This window comes from Arachnia propionica (genome assembly GCF_003859805.1).
GTDB lineage: Bacteria > Actinomycetota > Actinomycetes > Propionibacteriales > Propionibacteriaceae > Arachnia > Arachnia propionica_C.
The window spans coordinates 1-18,288 of record NZ_RQZG01000007.1 but is presented as its reverse complement, the minus strand read 5'-3'; the positions used below and the strand labels follow the sequence as shown (position 1 = coordinate 18,288).

At 67.5% G+C, this 18,288-nt stretch carries 13 protein-coding genes, 1 tRNA gene and 1 pseudogene; 9 read left to right on the top strand and 6 right to left on the bottom strand.

Going from position 1 to position 18,288, the window contains the following annotated elements:
- Positions 1-2,955: pseudogene (locus EII34_RS07275) on the bottom strand (bifunctional proline dehydrogenase/L-glutamate gamma-semialdehyde dehydrogenase); the annotation flags it as partial.
- Between the two features lie 535 nt (positions 2,956-3,490).
- Here EII34_RS07275 and EII34_RS07270 point away from each other — a divergent pair.
- The 3 genes from EII34_RS07270 (at position 3,491) to EII34_RS07260 (ending at position 6,822) form a co-directional block, all read left to right on the top strand.
- On the top strand, positions 3,491-4,357 hold the full coding sequence (locus EII34_RS07270; RefSeq protein ID WP_124844430.1) for a VOC family protein: 867 nt from the start codon (positions 3,491-3,493) through the stop codon (positions 4,355-4,357).
- Positions 4,354-5,277: a ribonuclease Z gene (locus EII34_RS07265; RefSeq protein ID WP_124844428.1), complete on the top strand. Its 924-nt coding sequence runs from the start codon at positions 4,354-4,356 to the stop codon at positions 5,275-5,277. Before EII34_RS07270 ends, EII34_RS07265 begins: the two co-directional genes overlap by 4 nt.
- Positions 5,278-5,340: 63 nt before the next feature.
- Positions 5,341-6,822, top strand: coding sequence for a glutamine synthetase family protein (locus tag EII34_RS07260; protein WP_260425076.1), 1,482 nt, complete (start codon positions 5,341-5,343; stop codon positions 6,820-6,822).
- Between the two features lie 387 nt (positions 6,823-7,209).
- Here EII34_RS07260 and EII34_RS07255 read toward each other — a convergent pair whose 3' ends face one another.
- Positions 7,210-7,839 (bottom strand): hypothetical protein, encoded by a 630-nt coding sequence (locus tag EII34_RS07255; protein ID WP_124844424.1) that lies wholly within the window; start codon positions 7,837-7,839, stop codon positions 7,210-7,212.
- A 91-nt stretch (positions 7,840-7,930) separates the two neighbouring features.
- Here EII34_RS07255 and EII34_RS07250 point away from each other — a divergent pair, with 91 nt between their 5' ends.
- On the top strand, positions 7,931-9,307 hold the full coding sequence (locus EII34_RS07250) for a UTP--glucose-1-phosphate uridylyltransferase (protein ID WP_124844422.1): 1,377 nt from the start codon (positions 7,931-7,933) through the stop codon (positions 9,305-9,307).
- On the top strand, positions 9,300-9,644 hold the full coding sequence (locus EII34_RS07245; RefSeq protein ID WP_124844420.1) for a hypothetical protein: 345 nt from the start codon (positions 9,300-9,302) through the stop codon (positions 9,642-9,644). Before EII34_RS07250 ends, EII34_RS07245 begins: the two co-directional genes overlap by 8 nt.
- A 52-nt stretch (positions 9,645-9,696) precedes the next feature.
- On the opposite strand, the gene mscL is transcribed toward EII34_RS07245, so the two are convergent.
- The 4 genes from mscL to EII34_RS07225 all read right to left on the bottom strand — a co-directional run bounded on the left by mscL (position 9,697) and on the right by EII34_RS07225 (position 11,764).
- Positions 9,697-10,062, bottom strand: coding sequence for a large conductance mechanosensitive channel protein MscL (mscL, locus tag EII34_RS07240; protein WP_124844418.1), 366 nt, complete (start codon positions 10,060-10,062; stop codon positions 9,697-9,699).
- Between the two features lie 138 nt (positions 10,063-10,200).
- A complete protein-coding gene (locus tag EII34_RS07235; protein WP_124844416.1) occupies positions 10,201-10,809 on the bottom strand; it encodes an SAF domain-containing protein in 609 nt (202 codons plus the stop codon).
- Positions 10,810-10,888: 79 nt separating this feature from the next.
- A complete protein-coding gene (locus tag EII34_RS07230) occupies positions 10,889-11,158 on the bottom strand; it encodes an FmdB family zinc ribbon protein (RefSeq protein WP_124844414.1) in 270 nt (89 codons plus the stop codon).
- A 30-nt stretch (positions 11,159-11,188) separates the two neighbouring features.
- A complete protein-coding gene (locus EII34_RS07225) occupies positions 11,189-11,764 on the bottom strand; it encodes a 5-formyltetrahydrofolate cyclo-ligase (protein ID WP_124844412.1) in 576 nt (191 codons plus the stop codon).
- 18 nt (positions 11,765-11,782) lie between these two features.
- Between EII34_RS07225 and EII34_RS07220 the strand changes: the two genes are divergently transcribed.
- The 4 genes from EII34_RS07220 to EII34_RS07205 all read left to right on the top strand — a co-directional run bounded on the left by EII34_RS07220 (position 11,783) and on the right by EII34_RS07205 (position 17,864).
- Positions 11,783-13,066 (top strand): molybdopterin molybdotransferase MoeA, encoded by a 1,284-nt coding sequence (locus EII34_RS07220; protein WP_185711218.1) that lies wholly within the window; start codon positions 11,783-11,785, stop codon positions 13,064-13,066.
- A 74-nt stretch (positions 13,067-13,140) separates the two neighbouring features.
- Positions 13,141-13,896 (top strand): hypothetical protein, encoded by a 756-nt coding sequence (locus tag EII34_RS07215; protein WP_124844408.1) that lies wholly within the window; start codon positions 13,141-13,143, stop codon positions 13,894-13,896.
- Positions 13,897-14,012: 116 nt separating this feature from the next.
- A tRNA-Ala gene (locus tag EII34_RS07210) sits at positions 14,013-14,088 on the top strand.
- 221 nt (positions 14,089-14,309) lie between these two features.
- Complete coding sequence (locus tag EII34_RS07205) at positions 14,310-17,864, top strand: SIR2 family protein (protein WP_124844406.1); 3,555 nt, start codon at positions 14,310-14,312, stop codon at positions 17,862-17,864.
- Positions 17,865-18,288: the final 424 nt, after the last annotated feature.

Below are 18,288 nucleotides of genomic sequence, written 5' to 3'. Positions count from 1 at the left end.
TCACAGCCTGAGGTCCCGGGTCAGCGCGGTGGGATGGCCGAACCGGTGGTTGGTGATGGAGACGGCCTGCTCCCGGACGTAGGGCAGCTGGGCCAGTCGACCCGGCGGCAGGCTGGGACCCGCGTGCACCGAGACGTCGATGGAGCCCTCCACCGCGGTCAACAGGTCGCGCTCCCCCAGGTGCCGGACCCGACCACGGACCGCCTGGTCGAAGGCCTCGTCCGGGGTCACCTCGACGGTGAGACCGAGGTCCTCCAGCAGCGCGGCGACGGACTCGTCCGGTGTGGTGCGGAACGAGAACACGGTCCTCGACCCCGTCACGAGGGCTGCCGAGGCCTCCCGGAGGACAGCGGCCACGTCGTCGCTCTCCACCCGGACCGTCACCCGCGCCGGACGGTAACGGAACGCGTTGATCTCCGCATCGAGGGCCGACGGGTCGTGGATGGCACCGTACTCCTCACGCCAGGCCTGCTGGTCGGAGGCGACGGCCGCGCGCAACCGCTCCAGGGTTGCCGCGTCGAGGATGCGGGCCGCCCCGGAGATCAGACGCGCCAGCCGCGGTTCGGTGACATGCCGGGTCGGGAGCGTCCCGGGCTCCCAGTGGCCGAAACCGATCACGTAGTTCGGGCCGCCTGCCTTGCTCCCGGTGCCGACAGCGGAACGTTTCCAGCCACCGAACGGCTGCCTGCGGACGATGGCCCCCGTGATGCCACGGTTGACGTACAGGTTCCCGGCCTCGACATGGTCCAGCCAGAGCTGGATCTCGTCGGCGTCCAGGGAGTGCAGACCGGCGGTGAGACCGTAGTCGGTGCCGTTCTGCCACTCGATGGCCTCCGGCAGGTCCCGGGCCGCCATGAGGCCGAGCACCGGCCCGAAGTACTCGGTGAGATGGAACTCGCTGCCCGGCTGCACCCCGATGCGGATGCCCGGGCGCCACAGCCTCTCGTCGATGCGTTCCGGCTGCAGCAGCCACCGCTCGCCGGGGCCGAGCCGGGTCAGGCCACGCAGCAGCTTCTCGCCCGGGGCCTCGGTCAGCGGGCCCATCTGCGCCAGCGGAGTGGTCGGCCACTCCACCACCAGCGAGGCCGTCGCATCCAGCACCTGGTCCAGGAACCGCTTCGAACGGGCGACGGAGCCGACGAGGATGCCGAGAGAGGCGGCGGAACACTTCTGCCCGGCGTGCCCGAAGGCGGACTGCACCAGATCGGCCGCGGCCAGGTCGAGATCCGCGGTGGGGGTCACCACCAACGCGTTCTTGCCGGAGGTCTCCGCCAGCAACGGCAGGGCGGGACGCCAGGAACGGAACAGCTGAGCGGTCTCCGCGGAACCGGTGAGGACCACCAGCTCGACCCGCTCGTCGCTGACCAGCTGCCGACCGAGATCACGGTTGCCCGGTACGACGAACTGCACCAGGTCACGTGGCAGGCCGGCCTGCCAGCACGCCTCGGCCAGCAGCGCCGAGCAACGGCGGGCGGGGGAGGCGGGTTTGAGGATCACGGCGGACCCGGCGGCCAGGGCGGCGGCCACACCCCCCAGCGGGATCGCCAACGGGAAGTTCCACGGTGGGGTCACCAGCGTCACCGTCGGGGGGACGTGGGTCGCGCCCGCGACCACCTCCAGCGTGGATTCGGCGTAGTAGTGGGCGAAGTCGCAGGCCTCCGAGACCTCGACGTCGGCCTGGTCGAACAGCTTGCCCACCTCGTCGGCCGCGACGGTGACCAGGTCGGTGCGCATCTGCTCCAGCACCTCGCCCAGGCGGCTGAGCGCAGCGGCACGTTCCGCGGCAGGTGTCGCCGCCCACGACCGCCCGGCCTTCGTCGCACGCTCCAGCACGTCGTCGAGGTCCTCACCGGTGGTGACGGTGGCCTGCTCCACCGTCGCCGCCCCCAGGTCCGGGCGGGGCAACGAGGCCCGGATCTGCTCGGCCCACTCCTGGTTGGCCAGCAACGCGGGGTCGGTGTCGACGGCGTTGCGGAAGAACGGGGTCTCGGTGCGTTCCTGGACCCGCCATGCCGTCGGTACCGGGGCGTCCACCAGCTCCACGGCCTCACGGAACCGCTGCTCCTCGCGGTCGAGGAAGGCGGCGTCGCGTCCCAGGCCGATGGCCCCGGACATGAAGTTCTCCGGAGCGGCGTTCTCCTCCAGGCGACGCACCAGGTACGAGATCGCGGCGTCGAACTCGGTGCGTGGCACCACCGGCACGTAGAGGCGCAGCGATCCCGTCTCGGCCAGCAGCACCTTCTGCAGCGGCACGGCCATGCCGGCCAGCATCTCGATCTGCACCCCCTCCTGCACGCCGCGGGCCTTGGCCAGTTCGACGGCGGTGGCGAGGCTGTAGATGTTGTGGCTCGCCACCCCGAGTTCCAGGGACCTCAGTGACTCGGGTCGGACCAGGCGGTCCAGGCAGGCCAGGTAGCTGGCGTCGCTGTGGCGCTTGGTCGGGTGGATGGGGTTCGGCCAGCCCCGCATCTCGCTCTGGGTGCGCTCCATCGCCAGGTTCGCGCCCTTGACCAGCCGGACCCGCAACGGTGCCCCACCGTCGGCATCGCGTCGTCGGGCGACCTCCTGGACCCGGTCGAGCAGCAGGGAGACCTCGCGCAGGTAGGCCTGCACGGCCAGGCCCAGCCGCAGTTTCGGCAGTTCGAGGGCGAACCGCTCGAACACCTCGAGGGTGAGGTGGAGATCGCGGTACTCCTCCATGTCGAGGTTGACGAGCTTGCCGGTGCGTTCCGCCAGCGTCATCAGGGGTCGCAGCCGGGTCATGGACTCCTCGACGGTGGCCTCGTGGGCCCAGGGGGAGTGCGGGCCGGTGACGGAGGAGACCTTGATGGAGACGTAGTCCACGTCGTCGCGGGCCAGCAGGTCGATGGTGCGGTCCAGCCTCTCGCGCGCGTGGTCGTCGCCGAGGACTGCCTCACCCAGCAGGTTCACGTTCAGGCTGGCCCCGCTGGCGCGCAGCCGGGCCAGCGCCGGGCCGGGATCCTTGCCGATGTCGATGACGAGATCGCCCAGCAGCAGCGCGAAGGTGCGGCGCACCACGGGCAGCAGGGTGCGGGGGGCGGCCTTCACCCCGATCCCGAGTCCGGCGCGCAACGGGGCGGGCAGGAACGGGGCGGGCTGGCGGGAGAGCCGGGCGAGGTTCTGGGCGGCGACGGCCGGGTCCTCCGGGCGCAGCACCCCGTCCACGAACTCCAGGGTGAACTTGAGGCCGTCCGGGTGGGCCAGCACCCCGGCCAGCAGTTTCGCGGCACGCGGCTCCGGGTGCTGCAGGGATTCCTCCGCCCAGCGTCTGGCGGTGGCCACTGCGGAACTGATCAGGGCTGGATCTGTCACCTTCGTCACTGTCACATCATGCCCCAGCGGTCGAGACGGTGCGAGCAGGGGGCGCGGATACCGCCTCGACGCCGTCCCCGTCCGACCCTCACGGGCACGAACGGCAGACGGACGGCTCCGGGACATGTGCGGTGTGACAAGGCTCTAGGCTGTGGGCATGACGCAGTCGATCATGCCAGCCGTCCGGTGCGACCGGAACGCCGCCGAGGTGGCCCGGTACTACGTGGAGGCCTTCCGGGACGCGACGGTGGTCGAGGAACTGCCCGGGGTCGTGGAGATCCACGGGTATCGGATCCTGCTCATCGATGGGGGTGACGAGCACTCCGTGAACCCGTCGATCAGTGGTCTGCTGAACTTCGACCCGGCGGCCTTCGGGGGCGAGCAGGAGGCGGTCAGGTACCTCGACGAGCTGTACGAGAGGCTGAGTGGCGGCGGGGTGCTGATGCCGCTGCAGGAGTACCCGTTCAGCAGGCGCTACGCCTGGGTGCGCGACGACCTCGGGTTCACCTGGCAGCTGATGCTGACCGATCCCGACGGCGATCCGCGGCCCTTCCTCACGCCGTCGTTCATGTTCGGCGGGATCGCCGACGGCTGGGCCGAACCCGCCACGAACGAGTGGCTCCGGCTGTTCGACGGTTCGGAACGGGGCAACCTCGTGCGGTACGAGGCCGGGGCACCCGTGGCGGAGGGGTCGGTCATGTTCACCGATTTCCGGTTGAAGGACCAGTGGTTCGCGGCGATGGATGCCGGGGACTTCCACGACTTCACCTTCACCCCCGGGGTCTCGATGATGGTGCTCTGCCGCGACCAGGCGGAGATCGACCGCTACTGGGAGGTGCTCTCGACGGTGCCCGAGGCGGAGGCCTGCGGGTGGTGCGTCGACCGGTGGGGGGTCTCCTGGCAGGTGGTGCCGCACGACATCGCCGTGCTGATGGCCGATGAGGTGACCCGGGACACGATCCTGCGGATGCGCCGGATCGACCTGGCCGAGCTGCAGGACGAGCGCCCCGAGGGGATGCGATGAGCGACCTGAGGTTCACCGCGCTCGGGACCTCCAGTCTCGTCCCCACCAGGACCCGCAACCACAACGGCTACCACCTCGCGTGGCGGGGCACGTCGCTGCTGTTCGACTGCGGCGAGGGCACCCAGCGTCAGCTCACCCATGCCGGGATCGGGGTGCGCTCCCTGCAGGTCATCGCCCTCACCCACCTCCACGGCGACCACTGCCTGGGGCTGCCCGGGGTGCTGCAGCGGATCTCCCTGGAGCGACCATCCCATCCCGTGGTGGTCACCTTCCCCGCCGAGAGCCGGGAGTACGTGGAGCGGTTGCACCGGGCCAGCATCTACCACGACCAGGCCGAGATCGTGTTCCTGCCGGTCGAGGCCGCCGACGAGCCGCGTGAGATCCTCAGCACCCCGCGGTTCGTGCTGTCCGCCGCGTCGCTGGACCACCGGGTCCCCACCGTCGGTTACCGGGTGGAGGAGCCACCCGGGATCGCCTTCGACAAGGTGGCCCTCGCCGAACGGGGCATCCAGGGGCCACGGGTGGGGCAGCTCAGACGCGAGGGGCGGATCGAGGTCGACGGGCGGGTCACCACCCTGGAGGAGGTCTCGCGGCCGCGTGAGCGCGCCTCGCTGGCCTTCATCATGGACACCCGACCCTGTCGGGGTGCGGAACTGCTGGCGAAGGGCGTCGACCTGATGGTGATGGAGGCCACCTATGCCGACGACTGCGCCCACCTCGCCGTCGAGCACGGTCACTCGACGGCGGCGCAGGCCGCTGAGGTCGCCGTCGCCGCCGGGGCGAGGAGGCTGGCCCTGACCCACTTCTCCACCCGCTACACCGACACCGGTCAGCACCTGGCCGAGGCCGGTGCCATCCACCCGGACGTGGTGACGCTGGAGGACCTGGACCAGCTCACCCTGACGGGGAGCCGTGGTTGACCGGCTGAGCCGGGGCGATCCTCTAGGATGGCAGGCAAACCGAACTCGACGAGGAGTGATTCAGTGTCGTTCGATCTCAACCCCAATCCCCTGGTCCGTGCCATCGGCAAGCCTGCTGAGGAGTTCACCCGGGCCGACATCATCGCCTACGTCGCCGACCACGACATCCTCATGCTCAACCTCCGCTACATCGGAGGTGACGGTCGGCTGAAGACCCTCAACTTCGCCATCCAGTCACGCAAGCACCTGGAGCGGGTCCTGACGATGGGGGAGCGGGTGGACGGGTCGTCGTTGTTCGACTTCGTGGATGCCGCGAGCTCCGACCTCTACGTGATCCCGCAGCTGCGCACGGCCTTCCTCAACCCGTTCACCGAGGAGCCGACGCTGGAGTTCCTGTGCGGGTTCTACGACGTGGAGGGGCATCCGTTGGCCAGCGCACCGCAGCAGGTGCTGCGCAAGGCCCAGGAGGCACTCGAGGCCGAGACCGGATGTCGGTTGGAGGCGCTGGGGGAGCTGGAGTACTACCTGTTCTCCGACGTGGCGGAGCTCTTCCCCGTCGAGCCGCAGCGCGGCTACCACGAGGCCGGGCCGTTCTCGAAGTGGTCGCAGATCCGCACCGAGACCCTCGCCCACCTGGTCCGGATGGGGTGCTCGGTGAAGTACGCGCACGCTGAGGTGGGCAACTTCATCGCCGGTGGCAGGCAGATGGTGCAGCAGGAGATCGAGTTCAGCCCCACCGATGTCTGCCGGGCCGCGGACCAGATGGTGCTGGCCAAGTGGGTGCTGCGTGAGGTGGCGCACCGGCACGGGGTCGAGGTCTCGTTCTCCCCGAAGATCGAGGAGGGGCAGGCCGGTTCCGGGATGCACTTCCACACCCGGTTGATGAAGGACGGGGTCAACCAGTTCTCCGAGGGGAAGGGGCTCACGGAGACCGCGAAGCGGGTCATCGGGGGGTACCTCTCCCACGCGGCCTCGCTCACCGCCTTCGGCAACACCGTCCCCACCTCGTTCCTGCGGCTCGTGCCCCACCAGGAGGCCCCCACCTCCATCTGCTGGGGGGATCGCAACCGCTCCGTGCTGGTGCGGGTGCCCTTGGGGTGGCAGAACCTCGACGACCGGATGTACCGCGACGCCAACCCGCACGACGAGCCGGTGGGTGACCTGCCCAACGACGCCCAGACCGTCGAGCTCAGGTCTCCTGACGGCTCGGCCAGTGTGCACCTGTTGCTGGCGGGCATCACCGTTGCGGCCCGGCTGGGGCTGACCGAGCAGTCGATGCTGGAGTACGCGGAGCGCCGCTACGTGGTGGGGGACGCCTCCAAGGTCGAGGGCCTGGACCAGCTGCCCGCATCCTGCGCCGAGGCGGCGGCTCGGCTGCGGGACCAGCGCGCCGACTACGAGGCCCACGGGGTGTTCCCGGTCGGGCTGATCGACGCGTGGGCCACGATGCTGGAGTCCCACGGCGATGCGGATCTGCGGGACCGGCTGGCCGCGGGGGACGCGGACGTCCAGGAGATGGTGGAGCGCTACTTCCACATCGGGTGACGCCCGGGCCCCTCACGGTGCGATGGCACCATCATCGTCCCGGTGTCGCCACGTGGTCCGACGTGCACGAAAGACCTGACCGAACGTCAGCTCCTTGTCATCCAGATGGATGACCAATGGCCAAATCTTGGGGCTGGGATGCATTCAGGGGTCGCTCGACCTTGTGTCGAGGCCGTTGAAAATGTAAACATCTAGATGGTCGATGTTCCTGGCCCTGCCGGAGCGGAGACCAACGGCAGAAGTCACACGGTTCATCTCGCGTCGGGCGTCGGATTGGCTCCCCGGGATCGAACTGAACGACGGCGAGCTGACACATGGCCGGGCGGTCGGGTCCTGACATCCTGCGGGGGGGCTGCAGGATGGACCCGACCGCCCGCTCTTGTCCCCTCAGAAGACCTGCGTGGCCCGGCGGTTCATGAAGGCACCGTGGCCGGTGCTGGTGTTCCAACAGGTCAGCCCGTTGGACTCGGACGCACACACGTGATCCCCGTACTGGACCACCTGGCCGTAGGTGATCTCCTGGGGGACCACCTCGGTGATCTCGGTGAACGGGGCCTCAGGAGTGGAGACCACGGCGACGGGGTGCTCGTCGAGCGCCACCCACCACCGTGGGCCGAACGTGTCGGCCCCGTAGGGCATGTCCTCGGCGTAGGAGGTGATCGTGCAGCCGGCGGTGTGGGCGGACAGGGCGCAGGTGATGTTCCCCGACGGGGTGACGATCAGTGCCACGTCACCGTCGAGGACGGTGGCGGCGATGGCCTCCGGTGGGGCCGGCCCACCCGCTGCCGGATGCGGGCTCTCCGACGTCGAGGGACTGGATGAGGCGGACGGGGAGGTCGCAGTGGGTCGTGGTGTGATCTCGACCACCTCGATGGGCTGGGGTTCGCCGGGACGACTGCTCCCGGGGGCCGGGGTGGCGGTGTCGTCGTTCGACGTGGACAGCCCGGCAGGGGTGCACCCCGCGGCCAGGGTGAGGAGCACGGTGGGCAACACCAGGTGACGTCCGAGAACTCTCATGACTGTCCTTCCGAGGGGCCTTGGATGAGCCTACCTCAGGGCGGGGACACGGAAGATAGACTGTGCCTCGAACCAACGGAGGAAGAAATCGATGTCCCAGCAAGGTCTTGAGGCCGCCCGACAGAAGATGAGCGCCGCCGGGGTCCCCACCCCCGCCATCGAGGTGTTCTCGCACTACTACAGGCTCCTGGAGTCCGGTGAGACGGGCCTGATCCGCGAGGAGACCATCACCCCACTGCTGGACCCGCCCATGCTGGATGCCGTCGAGGTCAGCGAGGCGCAGGCCCGGGAGGCCATCGGTGCCACGGTCATCATCAAACTGAACGGTGGTCTGGGCACCTCGATGGGGTTGGACAAGGCCAAGAACCTGCTGGAGGTGCGTGACGGCCTGAACTTCCTGGACCTCATCGTCGCCCAGGTCCGGGCCGCCCGTCGCAGGTACGGGGCGCGGCTGCCACTGCTGTTCATGAACTCGTTCCGCACCGAGGCGGACACCCTGGCCCACCTGGCACGCCACGACGACCTCGTCGTCGACGGGCTGCCGCTGTCGTTCATGCAGAACCAGGAGCCGAAACTCAGGGCCGATGACCTCACTCCCGTCGAGTGGCCGGATGATCCAGGCCTGGAGTGGTGCCCACCCGGGCACGGGGACCTCTACACCGCCCTCTACGGGTCCGGGGTGCTGCAGCAACTGCTGGATGCCGGGTTCCGGTACGCCTGCATCTCGAACGGTGACAACCTCGGCGCTGCTCCGGATGCACGGCTGGCCGGGTGGTTCGCCGCCTCGGGTGCGCCCTACGCGGCTGAGCTGTGCCGTCGCACCGTCAATGACCGCAAGGGGGGGCACCTGGCGATCCGTCGCAGTGACGGGCAGCTCATCCTCAGGGACACCGCCCAGACGGCACCGGAGGAGATGGACTTCTTCACCGATGAGCACCGCCACCCGTTCTTCCACACCAACAACCTGTGGTTCGACCTGCGGCGGCTCATGGAGGTCCTGGAGGAGCGCAACGCGGTGCTGGGGTTGCCGATGATCCGCAACGAGAAGACGGTGGACCCCGCCGACAGCACCTCCACCCCGGTGATCCAGGTGGAATCCGCGATGGGGGCCGCCATCGAGGTGTTCCCCGGGGCGACGGCGATCTGCGTGGGCCGGGACCGGTTCCAGCCGGTCAAGACCACCAACGAACTGCTGTTGCTGCGCTCCGACGTCTACCGGCTGGATGACGACGGACATCTCGTCGCCCAGGCGGCCACCCCGGAGGTGAGCCTGGACGGGGCTCACTACAAGACCATCCAGAAGTTCGAGGAGCGCATTCCCCAAGCCCCGTCGCTGAAGGACGCGACGGCGCTGCGGGTCGAGGGTGACTGGACCTTCGGGCGTGGGGTCCGTGTGGTCGGCGAGGCGGTCCTGACGGACCAGGGGGGGCCAGCAACGGTTCCCGACGGGGCGACGATCGGTGGTTGAGGCCGTCCTGCTCGCCCGAGCCCTGACCGGGGAGGAACTGCCGGTGACGAGCACGGAGCCGACGGGGCTCGTCGCGGAGCTGGTGGCCCTCGGCTGGGATCCGGCCCGGATCGGTGAGGTGCGTGCCGCCCGGCGCCGGGAGCGTCTTCCCTGGCCGTTCCCCGTCGATCACCACGAGGTGCGTGAGGTCGGTTTCGCGCGCTTCGATGCCCGGCTGGCCGAGCTCAGGCAGAGGCTCGGCGTCGATGCCGAGGTGCGGCTCACGCATGTCAGTGACCGACCGTTGAACGCCGATGAACGTCGGCTCGTCGCTGAGCGCCCCCCGCACTGGGGATGAGAGATCGGCCGCCCCGCGTGCTGCGGGACGGCCGATCCTGATGGTGTGTGGCTCAGATGTTGCGGGCTCTGAGCAGGTCGCGGATCTCGGTGAGCAGCTCCTCCGAGGTGGGCTCGGCGGGAGCCTCCTCCTCGGCCTTCTTGAAGCGCGCGCGCATGGCGTTGTACGGCTTGACGACGAAGAAGTACACCACGGCGGCGGTGATCACGAAGGTGATGACGGCATTGATGAAGTTGCCGATGTTCACGCCTCCGATGTTGACCGAGGAGAAGTCAGGCGCACCGCCGAAGAAACCGATGAAGTCGGTGAGGATCTTGGTGAAGGTCTCGACGACCTTCGCGAAGACGGAGCCGATGATGACGGCAACGGCAAGCTCAACCAGGTTGCCGCGCATCAGGAATTCCTTGAAGCCCTTCATTAAAATCCTTTGAGGTGGGCCGGCCGGGGCCGGAGCTTCCCGGTACTGCGGATTCAGTCTCCGGGTCGGAAACCCCGTGGCGGGGTCTGCCCGAGACTCTACGCGTCCGGCACCCGTTGTGCCAGTCCCCGGATCCGTTCAGGTTTCAATGATCACCGACAGCTGACCGGTCTGCCCGAGGGCGGAGACGACAGGGGCGGAATCGGCGGCGACGTCGAGCAGGAGCAGTGGTCGATGGGGTGACCCGAGCTGGAAGGAGCCCCCCTCGTCCTGGCTCGAAAGTGCAGTGATCCGGGCGTGTGAGGCGACGATCTCCCCGGTCTCGGTCAGCACCAGGGTGACGGACATCCCGGGCGAGAGGATCTCGGCCAGCGAGGGATCCGACAACTGCACGGGGGTCAGGGATCGTCCTTCCGCCACCGTCGGGGTGGAGGAGAGCAGGCCGCTCTGGAGGATGGTGCCGGGTGAAAGGCCGACACTGGTGGTCCTGCCGATGGCCTCCTCCGGCGTGTCGAGGTACTCCTCGGGTAGGGCGTGACGGGGCACCCTGATGACGTGGACGTCCGTCGCGGTGAGCCGGTCGCCCTGTTCGCGGGAGGTCGCGAGCACCGCGACATCGGTCAGGTCCACGCTGTCGGGGTGCAACTGCGTGAAGACGGCAGCGGCTGCCAGCCCCACCAGGAGTGCGGCGATGACCCGACGGTGCCAGGAGACGAAGCGCTTCGCGCGTTGGAGAAATGTGTCCATGCTCCCGTTATGGGCACGAAACGGGCGCAGGAACGCTTTTCCACAGAAATCTGGGCAGGTTCTCGTACCCCCGTGAGGATCAGCTGGCGGACGCGGCTGGCTTGGCCTCGGTCTTCGCGGCAGGCTTCTTCTCGGCGGGTTTCGACTCCGAGGACGCGGTGGAGCCCTTCGACCTACGGGAATCGGTGGCGTAGAACCCGGAGCCCTTGAACACCACGCCGACGGCGTTGTAGACCTTGCGCAGCGCACCCTGACAGGTGGGGCAGGTGGTGAGCGCGGCGTCGGTGAACTTCTGGACGACCTCGAGCTCGTCGCCGCAGGCCGTGCAGCGGTACTGATAGGTGGGCATGGACTCTCCCGGTGGGCGGACAAACGTCGATCAGGATACGTCGCGATGGGCGAGTTGCGTGAATCCGGTCTCCGTGACGGCGACGTCGACCGGGAGGTCGTGGGGTTCGGTGGGCAGCCGGGCGAGCACCTCGTCGTCGTTGACCAGCACCCAGCGCGGCACACCGGGGCGGGCGTGGGGCAGGGCCCGGTCGTACCAGCCACCGCCGGTGCCGAGCCGCGCGCCACCAGGGGCGACGGCCAGCGCCGGCAGGATCAGCAGGTCGGCCAGGGCCAGGGCGTCGGCCCCGAGGGCGGGGCCGGTGGGTTCGGGGATGCCCGCCCAGCCGAGGCGCAGCGGCCGGGTGGCCCAGGCCCAGTCCGGGCTGCGGCCGAGCTTCGGCAGCAGCACCCGCCATCCCAGCTGCTCCATGGCGGTGACGAGGGGACCGGTGCCGGGCTCGGCAGGGCGGGCGGCGTACAGCGCGACCACCCCGGGGCGGGGCAGGTGGTCCAGCACGATGTCGGTGCGGGCGGCGTCGCGGCGACGGTGCTCGTGCGGGGGCAGCTGGTGGCGGGCGGCATCCTTGGCCCGTCGCAGCGCGCCCTTGTCGGCCGGAGAGTTCATTGGCCTATGGTAGGGAACATGGCGCTGTTTGGACGCAAGAAGAAGGCCGAACCCGAGGTCGACGAGGAGACCAAGCCGATCCTGCCTCCGGCTCCCCGGGCCGATCTCAACGGTCTGCGTCGCGTGGCTGACCATGTGGACTACCTGTTGAACCTGGTGCACCCGCTGAAACCCTTCGGGATGGCGGTGATCGACGCGTTCGACCAGGTGGTGTGTGAGGACATCAACTCACTGATCAACGTGCCCGCCAACTCCACGAGCCGGGTGGTGGGATTCGCGGTCAGGGTCTCCGACCTGCAGGACGAGGACGGCAAACCCGTCGAGTCGCTGGTGCTGGCCAAGGACGTCGAACATCTCGGCACCGGGCAGGCGGTCCGGGTCGGCGTCGGAGAGGCGGTGCCGCGAGGGGCCACGGCGGTGCTGCCGGAGGAGTTCGTCGAGGAGAAGGCGGATCGCATCGAGGTGGTCCAGGCGGTCGCCGAGGGCGAGTACCTGCGAGCCGCGGGGGAGCACCTGGCCATCGGGGAACGGCTGCTGTCGAAGGGAGACACCCTCAACGAACGCAACATCGGGATGCTGGCCGCGGCCGGTATCGATCGGGTGCTGGTGCGGCCGAAGCCCCGCGTGGTGATCGTCGCCTCCGGGGCCGAGCTGGTGGAGCCGGGCGCGGAGCTGGGGCACGGGGAGTCCACGGACGCCAACTCCTATCTCATCGCGGCCGCCGCGAAGGCCGTCGGGGCGACGGTGTTCCGCGTCGCGGTGCACGGCAATGACACCCAGGAGCTGAAGCAGGCGATCACGGACCAGCTGATCCGGGCTGACCTGGTGATCTCCACCACCGGTGGCAGCCGGGAGGACTACGAGGCGGTCGCTGCCGCGATGTCCGAGCTGGGGCTGGTGGATGCCGTCGAGGTGGCGATGTCCCCGGGGCGGACGCAGACCTGCGGGTTGATCGGTGAGGAGCGGGTGCCGATGGTGATGCTGCCCGGCAACCCGGTCTCGGCGTACGTGTCGTTCCAGGTGTTCGTGGTGCCGCTGCTGCGTCGTCTCATGGGGGCCGATGTGCACCGTCGCACGGTCCGCGCGATCGCGAAGGGCATGCTGCGTTCGGTGAAGGGGCAGCTGCACCTGCTGCGGGGTGAGCTGATCGATGACGGCCGGGTGCGTTCCGTCGCGCGGGTGGCCGATCCGTTCGCGATGGCGGAGCTGAACCGCAGCAATGCCTTGATCCTGCTGGATGAGCGCACCGAGGTGGTCAGGCCGGGGGAGGTCGTCCAGTGCTGGGTGATGGGTGAATTCTGAGAGGAAACTGAACAGATCACAGGGTCGCGGCGCGTCTGGGTGAGGAATCACCGGATCTTGTCTACCGTTGACCTGTGCTTGCGGGGATTGTCATCACGGTCATGGTTCTGGCCACGTTGGGTCTGGGCCTGCCGTGGCTCGTGAACCATCGCGATGACGACGACGTCCTCGACTCGGACCCGTCGGAGCGGTTCTCGGACACCATGCGGATCCTCAGGCGTGACGTTGTGGACTACGCGAGGGAGGTCGACACCGAGGTGTCGACGCCGTTGACGCGTCGGGCCGAGATGAAGGAGCTCAGGCTGCTGGCGATCTCGGCTGCGCGGCGTCGGCGTCGGGTGATGACGAGCCTGGTCGTTGCGACGCTGCTGGGGCTCGGGTTGTCCCTGTTCTCCGTGGTGCCGTGGTGGGTGCCGGTGATCCCTGCGTCGGGGCTGGTGACGTTCATGATCCTGGCGCGCGTCGGGGTGGCGATGATGTACCGTCGCTTCGATGCCCGGGCTGCGAAGCTGAAGGACGGTTTCGACGAGGCCGAGGCCACGACGGTGTTGAAGCTGGACGAGGCGGAGCCGTCGACGGAGATGTCGATCGATCTCAGCGCCCCCGAGGAGACCGGGGGGCTGTGGGAGCCGGTCCCGGTGGTGGCCCCCACCTACGTGTCGAAGCCGCTGGTGCCGCGCACGGTCCGCACCATCGATCTGTCGGCGCCGGTGGTCGGCGACCAGGTGGTGCCGACGGCGGAGAACCCGGACGCCCTCGTCGCTGACCAGGCCGGGACGTCGCAAGGTGAGGGCCGGGTCGTCTCGTTCAGGAAGGCAGCCGGGCAGTGACGGCCGGTGGTCGGGAACTGTCGCTTTTCCGTCGTTCCGCGACCACGGTGTCCGGGTGGTCGCGAACGGTCAGTTGGCACTCGCCGCCCGGACGGTGCTAGCATCATCCGGTACTCGGGGCTATGGCGCAGTTGGTAGCGCGTCTCGTTCGCAATGAGAAGGTCAGGGGTTCGAATCCCCTTAGCTCCACCAGATCAGCGCAGGCCGTCACCAGTCCTGCGCTCTCAGCAGCCCATGACCGGTGAGCCGCAGCATCTTCTGCGAGAAGAGCTCAAGGGAGACGAGATGGCTTCGGAGCAGATCATCTGCAGACGCGTTCTGTCCCTGTCAAGACTGTCGCTTGAGTGCGTGCGGCTCCATCTGGGAAGTGGTTCGGTGAACGCACCGAACGGTTACGGGGAGGCGGCGGCCTGATGTGGATCACCGGTGATGTCGAGTTGCCTGACGAAATCCTCGACGCCCACGAGCGGGGTGAGCTGGTGTTCTTCGTCGGCGCAGGGGCCTCGGTGGGGGAACCATCGAATCTTCCTCTCTTTGACGGCCTCGCCAGGCAGCTGGCGGAACTGGCGTCGCACGAGTTCTCGCCGGGTGGCGGATTGGACTTCTTCATCGGGCAGCTGGAGTCGCTTCCTCAGGGGTTCGACGCCCATCAACACACACTCAGGCTGATTTCTGATCCGAAGTCGAGGTTCAATCCGCTGCACAGCGTGGTGGTTGAACTGGCGGGCATCGGAGGAGCGTTCCGTGTGGTGACGACCAATTACGACAACCACCTCGCTTCTGCTGCAGCGAGCGGAGCGATCGCGGTACCGGACACGTGGTATGCCCCAGCGTTGCCCCTCGGCCATGACTTCGCCGGGCTTGTGCACCTGCACGGCTCAGTACTTCGGCCGAAGGAGGAGCTGATCCTCACCGATCGTGACTTCGGCCATGCATACATCACCGATGCCTGGGCGACACGTTTCCTCCTGCCCATGTTCGACCGGTTCACCGTGGTGTTCGTCGGCTACAGCCACGATGACGTGATCATGCGATACCTTGCGCTTGGACTGCCCTCCAGGGGCAAGGAGAAGACCTTCCAGCGGTTCGCCTTCACAGATGACCCGAAACACGAGAAGTGGGGATACCTGGGGATCCAGCCGATCGCATACCCAGTGGTTGAGGGCGATCATGAAGCGCTCGTGGCGGCGCTGACGGCATGGGCGGACCGAGCCAAGATGGGCCAGACCGACCAGCAGTCGCGGGTGCAGGAGATCACTGGCGGCGGCACCGTGATGCCGCTTCCAGACCACGACTACCTTCTTGACCGTCTCCGGACGGTCGAAGGGGTGAGCGATTTCGCCCGAGCGGTGGAGTCGTTGCCCGACGAGGACAAACTCAGGTGGTTGACCTGGCTGGAGGAACTCCCCGAGTTCCGGTCACTGTTCTCGCAGAAGGACGTGCTGGAGCCCACGGAGGTCCTGGGGGAGTGGTTCGCCAAGACGTTCATTGAGTCGCCAACGCTGAACGGCGCAGCACTCCAGACCCTGCAACGTCTCGGGCAGGGGATGGCGACTTCGCTCTACTGGAACGCGAGTTGGGGCGCGAGTCAACTCAGCCGACAGGACGCGGCTGCTGGAGAACGCTGGACAACACTCCTCACCACCTCGATACACGGACAATCGGCTCCGCCCAGAATGCGCCTGCTGCCGGAACAGACGTCGTACAGTATGGCCGCGCTGCGCGTCACGCTTCGACCGTTCCTCAAGCTGAAGAGACGCCTGTTCGTCGATGAGCCCACAGAGGGCACGGACCATCCCGATGCGGAGGTCGTGTGGAACTCGCATGCAGACATATTGACTCAGCACATCCAGTCCGTTGTTGAGACATCTGCTCCTGCGGACCGCCCCCTTGGTGGCGTCCTGGAGGAAGCCATCGCGGCGGCGTACGACCTGCTCGAGGCTTACCACGGCGAGCGAGGATGGGACCCTCTTTCTCGGCACCGATCCGCGATCGAGCCTCACGCTCAGGACGAACGGCGGCGGGAGTCACTTGATGCGGTCATCGACGGCCTCCGCGACTACGGGGTCAAGGCGCTGCCTGACTGGCCGAACCTGCCCGATCGATGGTGGACCGCTGGGCGGGCGCTCATGCGACGGCTGGCCCTCCACCTGGTGGCCAACGATCCGGGACGGAGCGCGGATGACAAGCTCCTGTGGCTCCTCGAGCGTACGGGTCTCTACGCACATGACTGGAAACATGAGACCTATCAGGTGCTCGCCGCTGCGGTCGGTGGCGCGACGCCGCCGCTCAGACAACGGGTGTTGGACGCCGTCGCCGACGGGCCCCACTATCTCGAAGGGACACTCGACCGCGATTCTGCGTACGCGAGGTACAACCTGCTGGCATGGCTGACACAGGCCGACCCTGACTGGGCGGAGGCGCAGACTGTGTTCGATGCGATCCAAGCGGAGAACCCCGATTTCGGAGTGCGAGAGCACCCTGACCTTGACATGTGGGTCACAAGCGGATCCGGTGGGGTGAAGCTCCCCATGGAGGTTGAGGACTTCGTCCAGATGCTTGCCCAGAGCGCGAGTTCTGCACTCGATGATCTGCTGTCCCGCGACTATTCTGATCTGGGCTTTGAGCAGCCCGGCTGGCGAGATGCGCTCGAGCTTGTTCGGCAGGCCGTCGAGCAACACCCAGATCTTGGTGTGAAGCTCTGGGACAGGGTTGACGGGCGCGACGATCTCAACGAGAAGCAGATCGACTTGTGGCGCGCAATCACCCGAGGCTGGGGCAAGGGGAGGCTGGGAGACTCGGGAGCTGATGCGGTCCAGCGTGTCTCCACATTGGTTGTGGACAAGGATTCGGCTTACGTCATCGGGGATTTCCTGCTTGAACAGATTCGACAGCAGATCAACGCGGATGAGTCGCCGGTGCTGGTACCAATGCGTGAGCTCGCGCGATCACTCTGGCGCGAACAGGGCCCAGGGTTCACCCGTCAAGAAGACTTGCCACCCCTTTCCTCCACACCGCTCTACCTCAACTCATGGCCGGGGTTCCTTGCCCAGTACTGGGGCAGTGAGGTGGATCGTCGATGGCGGCACTCACGTGAGGATTGGAACGGACTCAGCGACGAGGAGTCAGAGGCGCTCATCGCGTTGCTGAACGGCAACGAGGACGCACTGGATGCCACTCAACCCGGGATTGCCGGGGATCTGTTCTTCTATTTCGGCGCGGATGCCGACTTCACCGTGAAGCACGTGTTGCCGCTCTTCAACGACCCGCTGCGGCACGCCTTCGCCTGGTACCCGTTCCTGCACCATCCCCGGTGCAACGACCGGCTTCTCTCCGCAGGCCTGTTTGACAGCATAGTCGCCGAACTCGACCGGCTCGACGAATTTCCGGACCAATCCCTGCAGCATTGGTTCCTGGGGCTCGTAGCCTCCGTGGTGTCCTACGCGGGCATCACGGAGGCTGACCGGAAGCGTCTGCTCGATCAGACAGTCATCGCAGCCCAAGGCTCCCATGCCGAGGGATTTGCTGCAGCGGTTGTGCGACTCCTCAACGAGGACGATGTCAACGGGGCCGAGGTGTGGCGCCGATGGCTCAAGGACCATCTGGAGCGCCGTCTCGACGGGGTGCCGCGGATCGCATCCGCCGGGGAGCTTGCGGTCTGGGCAGACGTGGTTCCTCTGGTGGGCGAGTTCGTCCCGACTGCAGCGTCCCTTTTCAACGGGAGCGGTATCGGATTCGGCAAGTGGCCACCTCAGTGGGAGCTGCCGGAAAGAGCCTTCGCCGAACATGGCCATGAGCTCGTCGCGTTCTTCACGGAACGCATTCAGAACACGAGTGCCCCCGGGTTGATGTTGCGTCGGCGTGTGCAGCAGCTGGTACAGGAGGCGCGAGACGAGTTTGGTGATTCAGTCGTGCGGCCTCTTGTCGAGGCTGCACAAAGAGGAGGTTTTCTTGAGACCACCGTGTGAGGATGGCATTCATCGCCCTTTTCCCGGTGGTCGAGACGTCCGTAAGAGTCCCTGCGAACCGTCGCCAGGTCTCGGCACGATGGTCCTCTTCACGGCTGCGTTGCTGGATCCGGTTCAGCCGGTGAGAAAAGAAGATGAAGGTGTTATTCACGGCCTTCTTCTCCGCTGGTCGAGCCGGACCGCGCGCACCAGCGCGCCGTCCGTGTCGAGACCTCTGGCCACACGGTGCAGGAACTCGAGTTGAGTGGCCACTCCACGGAGGTCTCGACACGGGACCTCCGCAGGCTCCGGACCCGGCTCGACCAGCGGTGGGGAAGACGGCGCTGAAACCGGGGAGGGTTATTCAGAGGATGCCAAAAATTATCCCGAGTACGGCTTTGATCGTGGTTTCGAATGTCGTGTATGGGCGGCGGTAGATGGTGCT

Bases quoted from the DNA above. Each gene is read 5' to 3' on its own strand.
- EII34_RS07250 (WP_124844422.1), top strand. From the start codon at position 7,931: ATGTCCCAGCAAGGTCTTGAGGCCGCCCGACAGAAGATGAGCGCCGCC.
- EII34_RS07205 (WP_124844406.1), top strand. From the start codon at position 14,310: ATGTGGATCACCGGTGATGTCGAGTTGCCTGACGAAATCCTCGACGCC.
- EII34_RS07230 (WP_124844414.1), bottom strand. From the start codon at position 11,158: ATGCCCACCTATCAGTACCGCTGCACGGCCTGCGGCGACGAGCTCGAG.
- EII34_RS07235 (WP_124844416.1), bottom strand. From the start codon at position 10,809: ATGGACACATTTCTCCAACGCGCGAAGCGCTTCGTCTCCTGGCACCGT.
- EII34_RS07270 (WP_124844430.1), top strand. From the start codon at position 3,491: ATGACGCAGTCGATCATGCCAGCCGTCCGGTGCGACCGGAACGCCGCC.
- mscL (WP_124844418.1), bottom strand. From the start codon at position 10,062: ATGAAGGGCTTCAAGGAATTCCTGATGCGCGGCAACCTGGTTGAGCTT.
- EII34_RS07220 (WP_185711218.1), top strand. From the start codon at position 11,783: ATGGCGCTGTTTGGACGCAAGAAGAAGGCCGAACCCGAGGTCGACGAG.
- EII34_RS07255 (WP_124844424.1), bottom strand. From the start codon at position 7,839: ATGAGAGTTCTCGGACGTCACCTGGTGTTGCCCACCGTGCTCCTCACC.
- EII34_RS07225 (WP_124844412.1), bottom strand. From the start codon at position 11,764: ATGAACTCTCCGGCCGACAAGGGCGCGCTGCGACGGGCCAAGGATGCC.
- EII34_RS07265 (WP_124844428.1), top strand. From the start codon at position 4,354: ATGAGCGACCTGAGGTTCACCGCGCTCGGGACCTCCAGTCTCGTCCCC.